Source organism: Nonomuraea sp. NPDC003214, from assembly GCF_053590035.1.
Window position 1 is genome coordinate 718246 of record NZ_JBSFSX010000002.1, and the last position, 17602, is coordinate 735847.

The 17602-nt window shown below is 74.5% G+C and carries 20 protein-coding genes; 10 read left to right on the forward strand and 10 right to left on the reverse strand.

Going from position 1 to position 17602, the window contains the following annotated elements:
* Window positions 1-7 precede the first annotated feature (7 nt).
* The 4 genes from ACWDXC_RS08375 to ACWDXC_RS08390 are packed head-to-tail and all read right to left on the reverse strand — an operon-like array spanning window position 8 to window position 3837.
* Window positions 8-1057 (reverse strand): FecCD family ABC transporter permease, encoded by a 1050-nt coding sequence (locus tag ACWDXC_RS08375; protein ID WP_449979474.1) that lies wholly within the window; start codon window positions 1055-1057, stop codon window positions 8-10.
* Window positions 1054-2037 carry a FecCD family ABC transporter permease gene (locus ACWDXC_RS08380; RefSeq protein WP_449979477.1) on the reverse strand — a complete coding sequence of 328 codons (984 nt, stop codon included), beginning with the start codon at window positions 2035-2037 and terminating at the stop codon, window positions 1054-1056. The genes ACWDXC_RS08375 and ACWDXC_RS08380 overlap by 4 nt, the downstream gene beginning before the upstream one ends.
* Complete coding sequence (locus ACWDXC_RS08385; RefSeq protein ID WP_449979480.1) at window positions 2027-2842, reverse strand: siderophore-interacting protein; 816 nt, start codon at window positions 2840-2842, stop codon at window positions 2027-2029. The genes ACWDXC_RS08380 and ACWDXC_RS08385 overlap by 11 nt, the downstream gene beginning before the upstream one ends.
* A complete protein-coding gene (locus tag ACWDXC_RS08390; protein WP_449979483.1) occupies window positions 2839-3837 on the reverse strand; it encodes an ABC transporter substrate-binding protein in 999 nt (332 codons plus the stop codon). Before ACWDXC_RS08390 ends, ACWDXC_RS08385 begins: the two co-directional genes overlap by 4 nt.
* A gap of 62 nt (window positions 3838-3899) precedes the next feature.
* On the opposite strand from ACWDXC_RS08390, the gene ACWDXC_RS08395 reads away from it, so the two are divergent.
* The 8 genes from ACWDXC_RS08395 to ACWDXC_RS08430 all read left to right on the forward strand — a co-directional run bounded on the left by ACWDXC_RS08395 (window position 3900) and on the right by ACWDXC_RS08430 (window position 12920).
* Window positions 3900-4733: a helix-turn-helix transcriptional regulator gene (locus tag ACWDXC_RS08395; RefSeq protein WP_449979486.1), complete on the forward strand. Its 834-nt coding sequence runs from the start codon at window positions 3900-3902 to the stop codon at window positions 4731-4733.
* A gap of 53 nt (window positions 4734-4786) precedes the next feature.
* Window positions 4787-5596: a glutamate ABC transporter substrate-binding protein gene (locus ACWDXC_RS08400; RefSeq protein ID WP_449979488.1), complete on the forward strand. Its 810-nt coding sequence runs from the start codon at window positions 4787-4789 to the stop codon at window positions 5594-5596.
* A 67-nt stretch (window positions 5597-5663) separates the two neighbouring features.
* A complete protein-coding gene (locus tag ACWDXC_RS08405) occupies window positions 5664-7394 on the forward strand; it encodes an L-aspartate oxidase (protein WP_449979491.1) in 1731 nt (576 codons plus the stop codon).
* Between the two features lie 84 nt (window positions 7395-7478).
* Complete coding sequence (locus ACWDXC_RS08410) at window positions 7479-8219, forward strand: SDR family oxidoreductase (protein ID WP_449979494.1); 741 nt, start codon at window positions 7479-7481, stop codon at window positions 8217-8219.
* 201 nt (window positions 8220-8420) lie between these two features.
* Entirely contained in the window at window positions 8421-9446 is a 1026-nt protein-coding gene (locus tag ACWDXC_RS08415) for a sigma-70 family RNA polymerase sigma factor (RefSeq protein ID WP_449979497.1), read from the forward strand.
* Between the two features lie 52 nt (window positions 9447-9498).
* Window positions 9499-10896: a DHA2 family efflux MFS transporter permease subunit gene (locus ACWDXC_RS08420; protein ID WP_449979499.1), complete on the forward strand. Its 1398-nt coding sequence runs from the start codon at window positions 9499-9501 to the stop codon at window positions 10894-10896.
* Between the two features lie 17 nt (window positions 10897-10913).
* Entirely contained in the window at window positions 10914-11681 is a 768-nt protein-coding gene (locus tag ACWDXC_RS08425; RefSeq protein WP_449979501.1) for an isocitrate lyase/PEP mutase family protein, read from the forward strand.
* A gap of 54 nt (window positions 11682-11735) precedes the next feature.
* On the forward strand, window positions 11736-12920 hold the full coding sequence (locus ACWDXC_RS08430) for an MFS transporter (RefSeq protein ID WP_449979503.1): 1185 nt from the start codon (window positions 11736-11738) through the stop codon (window positions 12918-12920).
* Here the strand turns inward: ACWDXC_RS08430 and ACWDXC_RS08435 are convergent.
* From ACWDXC_RS08435 to ACWDXC_RS08450, 4 genes are all read right to left on the reverse strand, one after another.
* Entirely contained in the window at window positions 12886-13332 is a 447-nt protein-coding gene (locus ACWDXC_RS08435; RefSeq protein ID WP_449979506.1) for a DUF6463 family protein, read from the reverse strand. The two genes, ACWDXC_RS08430 and ACWDXC_RS08435, sit on opposite strands and share 35 nt — an antisense overlap.
* Before the next feature lie 234 nt (window positions 13333-13566).
* The gene (locus tag ACWDXC_RS08440; RefSeq protein ID WP_449979509.1) at window positions 13567-14043 is read right to left on the reverse strand and encodes a hypothetical protein; all 477 of its coding nucleotides are present in this window, start codon (window positions 14041-14043) and stop codon (window positions 13567-13569) included.
* A gap of 1 nt (window position 14044) precedes the next feature.
* Window positions 14045-14350, reverse strand: a complete 306-nt coding sequence (locus ACWDXC_RS08445; protein WP_449979512.1) for a PadR family transcriptional regulator — start codon at window positions 14348-14350, stop codon at window positions 14045-14047.
* A 44-nt stretch (window positions 14351-14394) separates the two neighbouring features.
* Entirely contained in the window at window positions 14395-14790 is a 396-nt protein-coding gene (locus ACWDXC_RS08450; RefSeq protein WP_449979515.1) for a hypothetical protein, read from the reverse strand.
* An 82-nt stretch (window positions 14791-14872) separates the two neighbouring features.
* On the opposite strand from ACWDXC_RS08450, the gene ACWDXC_RS08455 reads away from it, so the two are divergent.
* Window positions 14873-15301, forward strand: coding sequence for a helix-turn-helix domain-containing protein (locus ACWDXC_RS08455; protein WP_246646204.1), 429 nt, complete (start codon window positions 14873-14875; stop codon window positions 15299-15301).
* Between the two features lie 7 nt (window positions 15302-15308).
* Here the strand turns inward: ACWDXC_RS08455 and ACWDXC_RS08460 are convergent, their stop codons facing one another.
* The gene (locus ACWDXC_RS08460; protein WP_449979519.1) at window positions 15309-16265 is read right to left on the reverse strand and encodes a VOC family protein; all 957 of its coding nucleotides are present in this window, start codon (window positions 16263-16265) and stop codon (window positions 15309-15311) included.
* 77 nt (window positions 16266-16342) lie between these two features.
* Between ACWDXC_RS08460 and ACWDXC_RS08465 the strand changes: the two genes are divergently transcribed.
* Window positions 16343-16921, forward strand: a complete 579-nt coding sequence (locus ACWDXC_RS08465; protein WP_219510609.1) for a TetR family transcriptional regulator — start codon at window positions 16343-16345, stop codon at window positions 16919-16921.
* Window positions 16922-17022: 101 nt separating this feature from the next.
* Here the strand turns inward: ACWDXC_RS08465 and ACWDXC_RS08470 are convergent, their stop codons facing one another.
* Window positions 17023-17544, reverse strand: coding sequence for an N-acetyltransferase family protein (locus ACWDXC_RS08470; RefSeq protein WP_449979523.1), 522 nt, complete (start codon window positions 17542-17544; stop codon window positions 17023-17025).
* Window positions 17545-17602 lie beyond the last annotated feature (58 nt).

Genomic DNA, 17602 nt, shown 5'->3' on the forward strand with positions numbered 1-17602 from the left:
CGGCTCGTCAGCGGGCCCGCCGGACGAGCAGGCCGATCAGGTAGCAGCCGCCGATCACCGTCGTCACCACGCCCACGGGCAGCGCGACCGGCGCCAGCAGGAGTTGCGCGGCCAGGTCGGCGGCCAGCAGGAGCACCGCCCCGGCCAGCGCCGCCGGGGCGAGCGCCACCCCGGCGACGCCCGTCAGCAGCCGCCCGATCTGCGGCGCGGCCAGCGCGATGAACACGATCGGCCCCGCCACCGCCGTCACCGTGGCCGTGCAGCCGACACCCGCCAGGACGAGCAGCAGCCGCAGCCGGTTCAGCCGCACGCCGGAGGCGACCGCGAGGTCGTCGCCGAGCGCCGCCTGCCGCAGGCCGGGGGAGAGCACGGCCAGCAGCCCGGCCAGCGCGGCGACGACGGCGAACGGCAGGGCCAGCTCGTCCCAGTCGACACCGTTGAGCGATCCCGCGCTCCAGCCGGTCGCGGCCATGGCGATCTCCAGCTCGGCGCGCAGCACGATCCACGCGTTGAGCGCGGTCAGCATCGCGTTCACGGCGATGCCGACGACGACCAGGCGCATGCCGCTCAGGCCGGACCTGAGCGACAGCGCGTACACGGCAGCGGCGGCGGCCAGGCCACCGGCGATCGAACCGGCCGCGAGCTGCGCGGACGTGCCGCCCAGCACGGTGATGGCGAACAGCGCCCCGGTGTAGGAGCCCGCGTCGAGGCCGACGACGTCGGGGCTGCCCAGCGCGTTGCGGGTGAGGTTCTGGAAGACCGCGCCCGCCAGGCCGAGCGCCGCGCCGAACACCAGCGCGGCGGCCACCCGGGGCAGCCGCCACTCGCGCACCACCACGACCTCGTCGCCGTGCCCGGCCAGCGCCGCCAGCACCTCCGCCGGCGGCGTCCACGACCCGCCGGCGGACAGCCCCAGCAGCCCGAGCCCGAACGCCGCGAGCACCAGCGCCAGCGACACCGCGAGCGTCCTGCGCCCGGCCCTGACCGAGTACGGGCCCGCGCGCAGCACCAGGTGGGCGCCCGCACGCCGCGCCGGGGCCGCCGGGGAGCCGGTCATGCCGGCACCGCCCCGCGCCGCCGTACCGCCCAGATGAGCACCGGCGCGCCCGCGAACGCCGTCACCACGGCCACGGGCACCTCGCCGGTCGGCAGCAGCACGCGCGCCCCGATGTCCGAGGCGAGCAGCAGCACCGGCCCGAGCACCATCGTGTACGCCATCAGCCACGGGATCGACGCGCCCGCCGGCCGCCTGGCCAGGTGCGGCACCATCAGCCCGAGGAACGCGATCGGCCCGGCGGCGGCGGTGGCGGCCCCGGCCAGCAAGGTCACGAGCACCAGCACCGTCACGCGGGTGCGCAGCACGTGCCCGCCGAGCGCCCGGGCGACCTCCTCGCCCATCATGAGCGCGTTCAGCGGCCTGGTGACCAGGACGGCGCACACCAGCGCGACGGCGATGGCCCCGGCGGGCAGGGCGAGCGGGAGCTGCTCCTGCCCGGCCAGCGACCCCACGGACCAGAACCTGAACCGGTCGAACACGTCGGGGAACATGAGCCGCAGCCCGAGCGAGACGCCGGAGAGCACGGCGCTGAGCGCCACCCCGGTGAGCACCAGGCGCAGCGGCGCGGCCGAGCCGAGCGCGTACACGAGCAGGGCGGCGAGCGCGGCGCCGAGCGAGGCGAGCGCGAGCTGCGCCGCCTGCCCGGACGCCAGGCCCAGCACGCCGCCGACGTTGATCGCGAACCCGGCTCCCGCCGTCACGCCCAGGATGCCCGGCTCGGCGAGCGGGTTGCGCGTCAGCGTCTGGACCAGCGTGCCGGCGGTGCCGAGGGCCGCGCCGACGCAGACGCCCAGGACGGTGCGCGGCACCCGCACCTCGTTCACGATCAGGTACGCGTCGCCGCCGCCGGAGCCGGTGAGCGCCCGCCACACGTCGGCCGGGGTGAGCGCCTGCGCGCCGACGCAGAGGCTGGCGACCGCCACGGCGAGCAGCAGCAGCACCGACGCGGCGAGGACGACCGGGCGGTACTCAGTCTTCAAGCCCGGCGACTCCGCGCTTCCAGTAGCCGGTGAACAGCGCGTCCAGCCGGCCCTCGCTCCACGGGCGCAGCGGCTTGAGGTCGCCCGTCTCCCCGGCGGCGAACAGGAACGCGGGGACGTCCGGCAGCTTCAGCCCCTGGACGGTCTCGGCCAGCGCCGAGCGCCCGTGCTCGCGGACGAGCCGGACGACCTCCACGCCGGCCCGCTCGGCGAGCGGGTAGCCGTGCTCGGCGGCGTCGTCGGTCTCGATCACCAGGTGGGCGGAGACGTCCGGCGGCGACTCCTCCAGCCAGCGGGCCGCCGCCGGCAGCGCGGTCGCGTCGACGGCGAACACGTAGTGGCCGTAGGTGTGCGGGAACGTCTTGGCCCCCGGCGGCCCGGCGACCGTCACCGGGTCGCCGACCGCGACGGAGGCCGCCCATCCGCTCGCCAGGCCGCCGTCGTGCAGCACGATGTCCAGGTCCAGCTCGCGGGCCGCCGCGTCGTGGCGCCGCACGGTGTACTTGCGCGTCGGCGGCATCGGCCGGGGCCAGTCGAGCATCAGCCTGTCGTTGGGCACCGGGACGCGGTGGGCGCCGTCGGGGTCAGGGAAGACGATCCTGACGTGGTCGTCGGCCTGGTAGGTGTGGAAGCCGTCCAGCTCCGGCCCCTTGAGGGTGAGCCGGAGCATGCGCGGCGTCACCAGCTCGCGGGCGGCCACCTGGACGGTGCGCACGCCGATCGGGTACGGGACGCGGATGAGGCCGGTTCCGGCGGCGTGGTGGGCGGCGACCTTGGGCCCGGGGTCGCGGCGGTCGGCGCTCATGACGCCGCCAGCGGCGCGAGCGCCTGGTCGACGGCGTCCAGCGTCATCAGCGCCGAGTCGTACGTGGCCGCCTCGGTGTAGCGGATCGGGAACGCCTTCCCGGCCTTGACCGCCGGGAGGTTCTTCCACAGCGGGGAGTCGAGCACGTACTTCACCGACTCGTTCGGCGTGCCGTCGGGCCGCACCGAGTACGTGATCGCGTCGGCCTCGCCGAGACTGGCCGGCAGCTCCTCGATCGACGGGTACTCCGACACGTCGCTGCTCCCTCCGCCCTTCTTCTTGACCTGTCCGTAGTAGGTGACGCCGACGTCCTGGGCGATGTTGGTGCCCCAGGAGCCGGCGAACTCGCGCTGGAACGTCCCCTTCGCGGCCTCCCCGTACGAGCCGACGTGGCCGAACTTCACGCCCGCCAGCGCCTCCCGGTACTTGGCGGCCAGTTCGGCGGCCTTCTTCTCGTAGGCGGCCTTGGCCTGGCCGAAGTTCGCGGCGCGGCCGGCGGCGTCGGACTGCCGCTGCGACAGCTCGCGCCACGCGGACGGGACGGTCGGGCCGATGGCGACGACGGGGGCGATGGACTCGAGCCGGTCCATGTCCACGTCGGCCAGCACCGGGGCGGGGACGCCGATGACGATGAGGTCCGGCTTGACCTTGGCGATGGCCTCGTAGTTGGTCTCGGCCGCGGTCTCGCCGGCGATCTTCTCCAGCCGGTCGTAGGTGGCCCGGTCCTCCTGCGACATCAGCGGCAGGCCGCGATTCCACAGGGAGATGCCGACGAGCGCGGCGTCGGCCTCGATGAGCGCGGGCACGGCGTACCCGGTGGCGACGACCCGCTGGGGGTCGGCGGGGATGGTGACCTGGCCGTTGTCGGCGGCGAACACGCGGGTCGCGGCGGCGGCGGCCGGCTGCTCTCCGGACGGGGCCGAGCCGCACCCGGCGACCAGGGCGAGCGCGAGAAGCGGGACTCCGGCGGCACGCCGGAGCTGGGCAGAGTGCATCAGAAGGGGTCCTTCACCAGGGATGAGACGTAGTTAGGTTACCCTTACCAAAGTTGCTTCTGATGTCGCTGGGAGGCCATCCGATGTCGCTGGGACGCCACTCCGTGACGGTCACCGACCCCGTCGGGACCGACCCGCTGCGCTGCGAAGAGTTCGGCTACGGGCTCGGCCGCCTCGACGGCGTCCTCGTGCTCAAGTACCGCTCGGCGGCCGTGCTGGAGTTCGCCGAGAGCCGCCAGGACTTCCTGCACCAGCTCTACTGGTCGCCCGACGGCATGCTGGCCACCAGGCACGGCGCGCGCACCCAGTTCGTCGGCCACCGGGAGGCGTTCTGGGCGCACCGGGCCGTCACCCACGAGGTGCGCGCGGCCGACCGGCAGACCGTCTACCGGATCTGCCTGCGCGAGGTGCCCCCGGCGCTCGCCGGGCTGCGCGCCGGGGCCGTCTCCGTCGGGCGGGAGGCCGCCCGGCTCATCGAGGCCATCGCCAGGCCCGGCCTCGACGAGGCCGAGGGGCTGGCCGCCCGCGACGTCATCATGGCCGGGCTGGGCACGAGCACCGCCGAGTTCGTCGGCCACCACGCCACCGGCACCGGCTTCGCGATGACGGTCGCGCGGGCGCTCTCGCACGACCCGGGCGACGCCGCCCGCCTGGAGGAGTGGGCCGAACGGCTGCACGTCAGCGTCAAGACGCTGCAGCGCGACTTCGAGCGCGAGTTCGGCATGCCGTACTCGCGGGTGCGCACCAAGCTGCGGCTCAGCACGTCGCGGGTGCTGCTGGAGACGCAGCCGGTGGCCGAGGTGGCGCGGCGGGTCGGCTACTCCAGCCCGTCGGCGTTCATCAGCGCCTTCACCAAGGAGTACGGCTGCACCCCGGGCCGCTACGCCGCGACGTGACGGCCATCCGGCGTTCACCGGCACGTCACGGGCGCTGCCTACGCTGAGCCCTCATGCGGAAGATGGCCCCGGCCCTGGCCGCGGCAGCGCTGCTGTGCGGTTGCGCCACCGGCCTCGACGGCGCCCCGTCGATCCTGGACAAGGACGAGCTGGTCGTCGCCGTGAAGTCGGACCAGCCCGGCCTGGCCGTGCGCACCCCGGGCGGCGCGTTCGAGGGCTTCGACGTCGACGTGGCCGCCTACGTGGCCGCCCGCCTGGGCAAGCAGGTCTCCTTCGTCGAGACCACCTCGGAGGGCCGCGAGGCCAAGCTGCGCGACGGCGTGGCCGACATGGTGGTGGCCACCTACTCCATCAGCCCCGAACGCAAGGCCCAGGTGACGTTCGCCGGGCCGTACTACGTCTCCCACCAGGACATCCTGGTCCGGGCCGGATACCGGCGGATCCGCGGCGTGCGCGACCTCGAAGGGCGCAGGCTGTGCGAGGCGCAGGGCTCGATCTCCACCTCGCGCATCGTGGACGGCCGCCGGATCGCCGCCGAGCTGGTCCCGGCCAGGACCTACGGCGAGTGCGTCGACCTGCTCAGGGCGGGCGCCGTGGAGGCGGTCTCCACCGGCGACCTGATCCTCGCCGGGTTCGCCGCCCGCGAGCGCGGCGCGTTCGCCATCGTGAACGCGCCCTTCACCGACGAGAGGTACGGCATCGCGCTGCCGCTCGGGGACGTGGCGGCGTGCGAGCAGGTCAACCGCGCGATCACGGACATGTACCAGGACGGCACGGCGGCCCGGCTGCTGGAGAAGTGGTTCGGCGGCAGCGGGCTGCGGCTGACGCCGTACGTGCCGGAGTTCGAGGGCTGCGTGGACTGACCCTGTCACAAAACGCCCCGCTATTCAGTCGTATGTCTGGAACGGTGTCGGGCGGAAGGGAACAGCCATGTACGCGCCAGAGAAGCGGATCGCCACCTCGGTCCTGGTCATCGGCACGGGCGGGGCCGGCCTGCGGGCCGCCATCGAGCTCGCCGAACGCGGGGTCGGCGTCCTGGCCGTCGGCAAGCGGCCCAAGGCGGACGCGCACACCTCGCTCGCGGCCGGCGGCATCAACGCGGCACTGGCCACGATGGACCCCGACGACACCTGGGAGCAGCACGCCGCCGACACCCTCAAGGAGAGCTACCTGCTCGCCAACCCCGAGACCGTGCGCATCGTCACAGAAGGCGCCGCCCGCGGCATCGAGGACCTGCAGCGTTACGGCATGCCGTTCGCCCGCGAGGCCGACGGCCGCATCTCCCAGCGCTTCTTCGGCGCCCACACCTACCGCCGCACCGCCTACGCCGGCGACTACACCGGCCTGGAGATCCAGCGCACGCTGATCGACCGCGCGGCCCGCCTCGACGTGCCCGTCCTCGACACCGTGTACGTGACCCGCATCCTGGTCCGCGACAACGCGGTCTTCGGCGCGTACGGGTTCGACCTGACCGACGGCAGCCGCTACGTCATCCACGCCGACGCGGTGATCCTGGCGGCCGGCGGCCACACCCGGATCTGGCGGCGCACCTCCTCCAGGCGCGACGAGAACACCGGCGACTCCTTCCGCCTCGCCGTGCTCGCCGGGGGCCGCATCCGCGATCCCGAGCTGGTGCAGTTCCACCCCTCCGGGCTCCTCCACCCGGAGAACGCGGCCGGCACGCTGGTGTCGGAGGCGGCGCGCGGCGAGGGCGGGATGCTGCGCAACGGGCTCGGCGAGCGGTTCATGGCCCGCTACGACGCCGAGCGGATGGAGCTGTCGACCCGCGACCGCGTCGCCCTCGCCGCCTATACCGAGATCAAGCAGGGGCGCGGCACCCCGGACGGCGGCGTCTGGCTCGACGTGTCGCACCTGCCCCGGCAGACGATCATGACGAAGCTGCCGCGCGTCTACCAGACGCTGATGGAGCTGCAGATGCTCGACATCACCAAGCAGCCGATCGAGGTCGCGCCGACCGCGCACTACTCCATGGGCGGCGTCTGGGTGCGGCCCGAGGACCACGGCACCGGCGTGGACGGCCTGTACGCGATCGGCGAGGCGGCCAGCGGCCTGCACGGGGCCAACCGCCTCGGCGGCAACTCCCTCATCGAGCTGCTCGTCTTCGGCCGCATCGTCGGGCAGGCGGCGGCCGAGTATTCTGCCGCCCTCGACGTCCAGCGCCGCTCGGCCGACGCGGTCGGCGAGGCGCGGGCCGAGGCCGACGGGCTGCTCGCCGCCGACGGACCGGAGAACGTCCGTGCGCTGCAACGCGAGCTGCGCGACATCATGACCGAGCACGCCGGCGTCGTGCGTGACGAGGCCGGGCTGCTCAAGGGGCTCGACGCGCTCGCCGCCGTCGAGGCGCGCATCGAGGACGTCGGCGTGCACCCGGACATCGCCGGGTTCCAGGACCTGGCGCACGCCTTCGACCTGAAGTCCGCGGCGCTCGCCGCCCGCGCCACGATGGAGGCCGCGCTGGAGCGGCGCGAGACCCGGGGCTGCCACAACCGCTCCGACCACCCCGAGCTGGACCCCGCCCTCCAGGTCAACCTCGTGTGGTCCGGGCCCGGCTCGATCGAGCGGGAGCCGATCCCGCCGATCCCCGCCGGGATCGTGGCGCTCATGCGCGAGGTCTCCACCGACGGCAAGCTCGTCGAGTAGCCGCCCGGGTTCCGCTCCCGCCGTTCGATGGGTAGATGCAGGCCGGGGCCGAAGAGTCGGCAGGGCGGCAGGGAAGGGAACACCATGAAGATCGTCGTAGTGGGCGGAACCGGCCTCATCGGGTCGAAGCTGGTCACGATGCTGGCCGAGCAGGGCCACGAGGCGGTGGCGGCGTCGCCGGGCACCGGCGTGAACACCCTCACCGGCGAAGGGGTCGCCGAGGCGCTGGCGGGCGCCTCGGTGGTCGTCGACGTGTCCAACTCCCCGTCGTTCGAGGAGGACGCCGTACGGGAGTTCTTCGAGACGTCCACCCGCACCCTGCTCGCCGCCGAGGCCGAGGCCGGAGTCGGTCACCATGTCGCGCTGTCGGTCGTGGGCACCGGCCGGCCGCCCGGCAACCCGTACTTCCGGGCGAAGATCGTCCAGGAGCGGCTCATCGAGGAGGGGACGGTCCCGTACTCGCTCGTGCACGCCACCCAGTTCTACGAGTTCGTCCGCAGGATCGCCGACGACGCCGCCGACGGCGGCAAGGTGCGGATGGCGCCCGTGCTCTTCCAGCCGATCGCCGGCGACGACGTCGCGCGGATCCTCGCCCGCGTCGCGGCCGGCGCGCCGCTGAACGGCCGGGTCGAGATCGCCGGGCCCGAGCGGTACCGGATGGACGCGTTCTTCCGCGACGCGCTGGCCTCCTGGGACGACCCGCGCGAGGTCGTCACCGACCCGCACGCGCACTACTTCGGCGCCGAGCTGGGGGAGCGGTCGCTGGTGCCGGAGGACGGCGCCACCCTCGGCGCCGTCCGCTACGGCGACTGGCCCGGCAGGTGAACGCGCCCGCGCGGGCGGCGGCCGGCCGGCCCCTCGACGGCGACCGGCTCGCGGCCGTGGCCGGGCGTTTCCTCGTGCCCATGCTCACCCCGCGCTGACGTCCGCCCGGCGGCCGACCACTTTCCGGCTCCGGCGGTGTCCATCCCTTCGTCAGGCGTCACCGGGCAGTTCGGCGGGCGCCACCGGAGAGAAGGAGCCACCATGCGAGGGAGTCCGTCGGCCGCCGAGCTGCTGGCGCTGGCGCGCGGCGGCGACGGCGAGGCGTTCCGCGAGCTCGTCGAGCCGTACCGGCGCGAGCTCCAGGTGCACTGCTACCGCATCCTGGGCTCGGTGCAGGACGCCGAGGACCTGGTCCAGGAGACGCTGCTGGCGGCCTGGCGCGGGATGGACGGCTACGAGCAGCGCGCCTCGGTGCGCACCTGGCTCTACCGCATCGCGACCAACCGCTGCCTCAACGCCCTGCGGGCCGGATCGCGGCGCCCGCAGGACCGGCAGGCCTACCGTGTGGAGGTCACGTTGCCCGAGCCGTCGCACCGCCGGGACGAGCCGAGCTGGCTGGAGCCCTACCCTGACGCGCTGCTCGACGAGATCGCCGACCGGGTGCCCGGCCCGGAGGCCCGCTACGAGCTGCGCGAGTCGGTGTCGCTGGCGCTCCTGGCGGCGCTGCAACGGCTGCCGCCCAGGCAGCGGGCCGTGCTCGTGCTGCGCGACGTGCTGGGCTTCCGGGCCGGCGAGGTGGCGGGCATGATCGGCGCCACCGAGAACGCCGTCGCGATGGCGCTGAAGCGGGCCAGAGCGACCCTCGCGGGCGAGCTGCCCGGGCGGGAGAGCGCCCCGCTGCCCGGCTCGGCGCGCGAGCGGCGGCTGGTCGACGCGTTCGCGCGGGCGTTCCAGGCCGGCGACGTGGACGCCGTCGTGGCGCTGCTGACCGACGACGCGTGGCTGACCATGCCGCCGCTGCCGCTGGAGTATCAGGGCCCGGAGGTCATCCGCCACTTCCTGGCCACCGTCGCGATGTGCGGGGGCCGCGAGTACGTGCTGATCCCGACGCGGGCCAACGGGCAGCCGGCGTTCGGCTGCTACCAGCGCGACCCGCGCACGCCGATCCTGCACGCGCACGGCGTGCTCGTGCTGACGCTGACCGGCGACCGGATCGCCGTGGTGACGCGCTTCCTGGACAACGCGCTGCTGGCGTCCTTCGGGCTGCCCCGGTCGCTGCGCGACTGACGGCCACATTTTTACCGACATAGGGGGATACGTGCGTGTCGACGGAGGGCGGATGACGCCCGGACAGGCATGGGTGCTGGGCCTGGCCTCGCTGGCGTCGTTCATGATGGCCCTGGACAGCCTGGTCGTGACCACCGCGCTGGGCACGATCCGGCAGGATTTGGCGGCCTCGATCGAGTCGCTCGAATGGACGGTCAACGCCTACAGCCTGACGTTCGCCGTCCTGCTGCTGACGGGGGCGGCGCTGGGGGACCGGTTCGGGCGGCGGCGGGTGTTCGTCACCGGGCTGGCCGTGTTCACGGCGGCGTCGGCGGCGTGCGCGCTGTCGCCGGACATCGGCACGCTGATCGCGGCGCGGGCGCTCCAGGGAGCGGGCGGCGCGATGGTGCTGCCGCTGTCGCTCACGCTGATCACCGTGGCGTTCCCGCCGGAGCGGCGGGGCCGGGCGATGGGGCTGTACCTCGGCCTCACCGGCCTGGCCACGTTCAGCGGGCCGTTCGTCGGCGGGGTCGTCGCCGAAGGGCTCGCCTGGCAGTGGATCTTCTGGCTGAACCTGCCGATCGGGCTGGCCGCGATCGCGCTCACCGTCCGCCGCGTCGAGGAGAGCACGGGCCCGCGCAACCGGCTCGACCTGGGCGGCGTCGCCCTGGTGACGCTCGGCGCGCTCGGCGTCGTGTGGGGGCTGGTGCGCGGGAACGCGGCGGGCTGGGGGAGCGCCGAGGTGCTGGGCACGCTGCTGCTCGGCGTCGCGCTGCTGATCGCCTTCGTGGCCTGGGAACGGCGTGCGGAGGCGCCGATGCTGCCCATGCGGTTCTTCCGGCTGCGCGCGTTCGCCACCGCCGCCTCGGCCAACTTCCTGGTCTTCGCCTCGCTCTACGGCACGATGTTCTTCCTCGCCCAGTACTTCCAGATCGTGCACGGCGACGGGCCGCTCGGAGCGGGGCTGCGGCTCATGCCGTGGACGGCGACGCTCATGGTGTGCGCGCCGATCGCCGGGCGGCTGGCCGACAGGGTGGGCGAGCGGACGTTCGTGGCAGGCGGGCTGCTGCTGCAGAGCGTGAGCATGGGCTGGATCGCCCTCGCCGCCGGGCCCGGCGCCGGCTACCTCGAACTGCTGCCCGCGCTGATCACCAGCGGGGCCGGGCTGACCATGGCCATGCCCGCCGCGCAGAAGGCGGCGGTCGGCGCGGTGCTGCCGCACGAGATCGGCCAGGCGTCCGGCGCGTTCATGACGCTGCGGATCTTCGGCGGGGTGTTCGGCGTCGCCGTCTCGGTCGCGGTCTTCGCCGCGACCGGCGGATACGCCTCGCCCGGGGAGTTCGGCGCCGGGTTCGCGGCGGCGATGGGCGCGGTCACCGCGCTCGCCCTCGCCGGGCTGCTCACCGCCCTCGGCATGCCGCGCGGGCGGACCGCCCCGACCTCCGTGCCCAGGCCGGAGACCGTTCGATGACGACCCCGGAGGAACCCGTGAACCGTGACGCTTCCACACTCCGCACGCTGCACGTGCCCGGCGCGCCGCTGGTGCTGCCCAACGCCTGGGACGCGGCCTCGGCCCGGCTGGCGGTGGCGGCCGGGTTCCCGGCCGTGGCCACCAGCAGCGCCGCCACCGCCGCGGTGCTCGGCTACGACGACGGCGAGGCGGCCCCCGTCGGCGAGGTGCTGGCCGCCGCCGCGCGGATCGTCCGGGCGGTGGACGTGCCGGTGACCGTCGACTTCGAGCGCGGCTACGGGCTCGCCCCCGCCGAGCTGGCCGAGCGGTTCGCCGCCACCGGCGCGGCCGGGCTGAACCTGGAGGACTCCGACCCCGCCACCGGTGAGCTCGTCGACGCCGCCGAGCAGGCCGGCTTCCTGGCCGCGGTCCGCGAGGCGGCGGCGTCGATCGGCGCGGACCTGGTCGTCAACGCGCGCATCGACGTGTTCCTGCGCCGGTCCGGGCCGCCGGAGGCGCAGCTCGCCGCCGCGCTCGACCGGGCCGCCCGCTATCTGGAGGCCGGGGCCGACTGCGTCTACCCGATCGGCGCCGGCGACCCCGAGGTGATCCGGGCGCTGACGAAGGGCATTCCCGGGCCGGTGAACGTCGCCTACGGGGGCGGCGCGCTTTCACCGGCGGAGCTGGCCGGGCTGGGCGTCGCCAGGGTGACGTTCGGCCCGGCCCTGCAACGGCACCTGTACGACACGTACGGGAGCGCGCTGTTCGAGGCGGTCGCGTCGGGCGGGAACCCGTTCGCCCGCTGACCCGGCGGCCCCGGCGGCGGGCGCGGGGCGGTGATCCGGCAGGATCGGCAGCCGATGAACCTCTTCCGCAACCGCAACTTCAACATCTTCCTGGCGGTCCAGGCGCTGTCGGTGGCCGGCGACTCGTTCTCGACGGTGGCCGTCCCGCTGCTGGTCCTGCACGCGACCGGCTCCGTCGTGCAGATGGGCCTGCTGACCGGGCTGTCCGGCGCGGCCTCGCTGGTGACGGGGGTGTTCGCCGGCCACCTGGTCGACCGGCTGGACCGCCGCCGCCTGCTGATCGGCTGCGACCTGGCCCGCGCCGCCCTCTACGCCGCCATCCCGCTCGTGTGGATGGCCGGCCCGCAGATCTGGCTCCTGTACGTGATCGTCCCGCTCGGGGCGGCGCTGGGCATGGTCTTCCAGGTCGCCTACGTGGCCGTGGTGCCCAGCCTGGTCGAACCCGACCAGATCACCCAGGCCAACGGCCGCCTGTACGCCATCTACGCGGTCGGCGGCATCGGCGGCCCGGCGCTGGTCGGGGTGATCTCCCAGGCGTACGGGCCGGTGGTCGCGATCGGCGTGGACGCCGTGACGTTCGTGGTGTCCGCGCTCGGCCTCATGCTGATCCGGCTGCGCCCGGCGGCGGCGCCGGCGGACCGGGGCGGCCTGCTCGAAGGCGCCAGGTTCCTGTGGCGGCACCCGGTGATGCGCTCGCTGACGATCCTGCTGACGTTCTTCATCTTCCTGACGGCGGGCGTGGACGACGTGCTCATCTACCACCTCAAGCACGACCTCGGGCAGAACGACGACGCCGTCGGCCTGGTCCTGGCCTGCGCGGCCGTCGGCGCCATCGTGGGCGCGCCGCTCATCGGCCGCATCCGCAAGGCGATCGGGTTCGGCAACACCTGGGTGAGCGCCACCACGCTGTCCGGGCTGGCGATGGGCGGCGTCGGGCCGGCCACGGGCGTGCCCGCGGTGGCGGTGCTGATGGCGCTGTTCGTGCTCGGCACGGCCGTGGCCGGGATCTGCTCGCAGTCGTTCCGCCAGGAGGTGACGCCCGGCCACCTGCTGGGCCGGGTCACCGCCGCCTTCTGGACGGTCCACTACGTGCTGGGCCCGGCCGGCGCCGCGCTCCTCACGCTCGGCGCGGCGGAGTACGGCGTCGCCACCGTGACCGTGGTCGCCGGCGCGGGATGCGTGCTGGTGTCGCTGTCGGGCCTGCTCACGCCGATGCGCCGCCCGCTCCCGCCCTCCTGAGCCCGGGGCGGGCGGCCCGCCTGGCGATCACATCGGCCGCGATCAGCAGCCCGGCGGGAACGACCGACGTGAGGAAGCCGCTCGGCCCGAGCAGCGCGACGGCGAACGCCCCCCAGGCCAGGACGGCCCAGCCGACGTACGCGGGCACGGTGTGCCCCTGCCGCCCGGCCCGCGCCACCAGGAGCCCCAGCAGCACGAGCACCACGACGAAGCCGCCGGGCAGCGCCCAGAACGTGACCAGGGACTCGCTCCCGGCGGAACGGTCGCGCAGCTCCCCGGCGAACCAGCTCGACCAGGGGGCGAGCCGGGCGAACACCAGGGTGTGCGCGGCGGCGATCAGGATCATCGCCCGGCCGGCCCAGACGGTGAGCCGGGCGGGCGCGGACGGGCGGGACGCGGATGTGACGCTCATGGCAGCCATCGTGTCCGCGCCGCCCCCGGCCCGCCTCCCCCCGTGAGAGGAGGCGGCTCCCCCGTGGAGGTGAGGGTGGCCTCCAGCGCCGCCATCCGCTCCGCACCCACCAGTGCCCGTCCGGGTCCTCGATGGCGGACCGGGTGTCACGCTGCTACTGCGGGACGCTGGTCTGGGCGCGGATCCCCGCCTCGGCGGCCGTCGTACGGGAGCGGGGGAGCGGCCGGGGCGGCCTCACCTGAGCGACTGGCCGAGCAGGATGACGACCAGGGCCGCCACGACGGCCGCGACGACCAGCACGACGAGCCGGTCGCCGTCGATCGCGGGAGCCGAGAACGTCCACGGCCGCGCGGCGGGGGCGTCGTCCCGGCCGCGCTCGCGGAGCCTGCGGGCGACGAGCAGCACCACCGGCAGCACCAGCCCCGTCAGGGCGATCGCGACGCCGGGAAGCACCGCGGGCGAACTCGTCGCCAGCCGGATGCCGCCGACGACCAGCACGGCCACGAGCCCGAGCAGCACGACCGCGCGCCCGGTGAGGTTCATCAGCAGCGCGGCCCTGACGGCGCCCACGGCCACCGACACCGGGCTGAATCCCGCCTCCGCCGCCCCTTCGGCGTCGGCGAGCCACTGCTCGCGGTAGCGCTCGCGGCGTGCCCTGCCCGGCAGGATCGCGGCTGCTGCGACGACGAGCCCCCGGGCCAGCGCGTGCATGTCAGAACCCCGGCTGGGGCAGGGTGTCGCCGGCCGGGTGCCGGGCGGCGACGAGGCGGCGCGCGGCCGGCAGTGCGTGTCCCTCCAGCCGGTAGAGGCGGCGGCGCGGCCCGCCTCCGCGCGGCTCGGACTCCCATGCGGAGGTCACCCAGCCGCTGCGCTCCAGCCGGTCGAGGATGACGTAGCCGGTGCCCGGCCGCTGCCCCGCCTCCTTGATGATCTCCAGCCCCCAGCGCTCCGTCAGGTCGGCCATCAGGGCCTCGAGCACGTCCACCGTGGCCGGGGTCATCATCGGCAGGGGCTGCATGATCCCACTCTACGAAGAATCGGGCGATCCGTTCGGGGCGCGGCTCACTCGGTCATCACCCGCCACAGGGCGGCCCGGTCGAGGGTGTCGACCTGCCAGGTGCGGGAGTCCAGCGTGCCCCGGTGGCGGTAGTCGCGCATGATCCGCACGTGCTCCGGGACCCGGACGAACGCCCGCAGATCCTCCTCGCTGCGCCACACCGACAGGGAGCCGACCCGGCGGCTGGGCACGTCGGCCCAGAGCCACATGCCGACCGCGCCCGTCAGGCCCGGCCACAGGCGGCTCAGCGACCGGGCGCGGCGGGCGATGCCGGGCAGGTCGAGCAGCCGCCGCGCCCGGTAGTCGGTCAGGGCCGCCACCAGCGGGCCTGGGCTGCCGCTCGCCGGGCCGGTGATCCAGCGGGACCTGAAGTGCGGCGCCCGCCTGTCGTCGTTCGTCATGCGGCCAAAACTATATTAACGACCGATCGGTTGCATAGTTGGCCACTTGACTCCGGGCACGGTTCTGCAAGTTAATGTGAACATGAAGTCGAGCGAGTGGATGCAGATCGGGGAGCTGGCCGAGCGGTTCGACCTCGCTCCCCACGTCCTGCGGCACTGGGAGGCGATGGGGCTGATCGCGCCCGCCGCCCGGGTCAACGGGCGGCGGCGCTACACCCAGGACCACCTGATCCACGTGATGACGATCATCCGGGCGAAGGCGGCGGGCATGAGCCTGGAGCAGATCCGGGAGATCCTCGGCGTCACCGGCCAGGCGGAACGCCACGCCCTCCTCCAGCGGCACCACGCCGAGCTCGAACGGCGGCTCCAGGAGATCTCGGCGTCCAAGGCGCTGATCGAGCACCTGATGCGGTGCACGGCCGACGACTTCACCCAGTGCCCGACTTATCGCCGGATAGCGGAGAGCGCGGTCGTGCTTCCGGACCCGCACCACGACGGCTGCGTGGTCTGAGGGCGCGTCAGCCGGCCTCCTGACGGAAGACGATCGTCGTGCCCAGGACGGGCACGGCCGCCTGCCGGCCGGTCCGGGTGAACGCGACGCCGTTGCCGCCCAGGTGCCGCACGGTGGCGTCGAGGTCGCGTACGGACACCGTGAAGCCGGCGAACCCCGGCAGGGCGGGCGGCGCCCCGCCGGACTCCGGCGCCGACATGACGGTGACGCCCGCGCGGTCCGGCGCGGTGCCCTGAGCGGTGCCCCGCGTGGTGTCCGGTCCAATGGGCTGCGCGGTGTCCTGTGCGGTGGCCTGTGCGGCGGGGCCGAAGTAGGTGGCGTAGCGGCGGCGGACCTCGGCCAGGTCCGGGGCGGCGACGTGCAGGAGGCACCCGGTCAGGGCGGTCGCGCCGTTGGCGTGCTCGGGGTGCCGCTCGTCGCCGACCGGCGCGTTCTGGGCGAAGCCGACCCGGCCTTCCGGCACGCGCCCCGCGGGCAGGCCGGGGTGGGAGAGCTCCAGGTAGCGGGCGGGCTCCATCCGGGTCCCGGCGGCGGTCTCGACGGGCCGCTGGACGGCGTGCACGCCGCCGTGGCCGACCCCGGCCGCCGTCAGCCGCGCGGCGACGGCGTCGATGTCCGGCGTGTCGGCGATCACGATGTGCAGGCCCTGGAAGCGCCGGAGGAAGGCGGCGATGTTCGCGGCCGTCGCGCGGACGGCGGCCGTCAGGCCCGGCAGCTTGTCGTCGGGCACCCGCAGCGGGATCGGTCGCGCCCCGGCGGGCACGCGACCGGCGGACACCAGCTCGACGAAGCCGCCCGGGAAGTACACGTGGGTGTTGACCACGCCGACCGGCTCGGCCATGCCCGGCAGTTCGGGGTAGGCGGGCTCGGCGACCGTGAAGCCCAGCCGCCGGTAGCGCTCCATCGCCTCGTCCATGTCGCGCACGATGTGCCCCACGTGGTGCAGGCCGTTGACGTCGCCCATGCCGGGCCTCCAGATTTCGATAGTCCACTCTTGTTTGAGAGGAGACTATCATTTGGGGGCGCGGTAAAGTCGGACGCATGACTGACGGCGGGCTCCGCGAGCGCAAGAAGGCCAAGACCAGGGAGGCGATCCTGCGCGAGGCGTTCCGGCTGTTCCGCGAGCGCGGCTACGGCGCCACCACCGTCGAGCAGATCGCCGACGCCGCCGAGATCTCGCCCGCGACCTTCTTCCGCTACTTCCCGACGAAGGAGCACCTGGTCACGCTCGACCGGTTCCCGCCGCTCGTCGAGGCCCTGGCCGCGCAGCCGCCCGGCCCGCCGCTCACCGTGCTGCGCGGCGCGTTCCGCGAGGCGTTCGCCGAGCTGACCGCCGAGGAGCTCGCCGCCGGGCACGCGCGCGAGGTGTTCGCCGCCACCGTGCCCGAGCTGCTGGTGGCCAACCTGCGCAGGAGCCCCGGCCTGGTCGGCGAGGTCCGCGACCTGGTGGCCGCCAAGGCCGGCTGCGACGCCGGCGACCCGCGCGTCCGCGACGCCGTCGGCGCAGTGTTCGGCGTCGTGGCGCTGATCTGGCTGGAGTGGGCCCACGACGCCGGCATGGACGCCCCCGCCGAGGTCGACCGCGCCCTGGCCCGCCTGGAGTCCGGCCTCACCGCATAGACGCACGCCCTGACCGCGTACCCGCACGCCCCTGACCGCGTAGACGTACGACCCTGCGGCTCACCGGCGTGGGGAGGGTGCCCCGTTCGGCGGCGTCGTGCTCACGTGCGCAGCGCGAGCGCGTAGCGGACCTCGGTGAGCGGGAAGCCCCGCAGGTCGTCGGGCTTGACCGTCCCGTCGCCGCGCCAGCCGAGCGACTCGTAGAAGCGCCTGGCACGCGCGTTGGTGTCGAGCACCCAGAGGGTGGCCAGCCCGTAGCCGGCCCCAGCCAGCGCGTCCACGGCCGCGCCCAGGAGCGCGCCGCCGATCCCGCGCCCCCACGCCTCGGGCGCCAGGTAGAGGGTGGTGATCTCGGCCACGGACGCCGGGTCCTGATCCGGGTCGCGGGCCGGCCCGAAGCCGGTGAAGCCGGTGACGCCGCCGTCGTCCTCGGCCACCAGGATCCCGCTCCTCGGCCAGGCGGTCTCGCCCAGCAGGCGCCGCCACATCGGGAGGCGGGCGGCGGGGTCCAGGCCGTCGAGATGGTCCTGCGGCATCAGGCCCCGGTAGGCCGCCTGCCAGGAGCGTACGTGGATGCCGGCGATCGCCTCGGCGTCGGCGGGGGTGGCCTGACGGACAGTCATGTGATCGTCATAGCATCACCGCCCGGTGTGAGCCAGGACACGCCTGGCCTCAGTCACA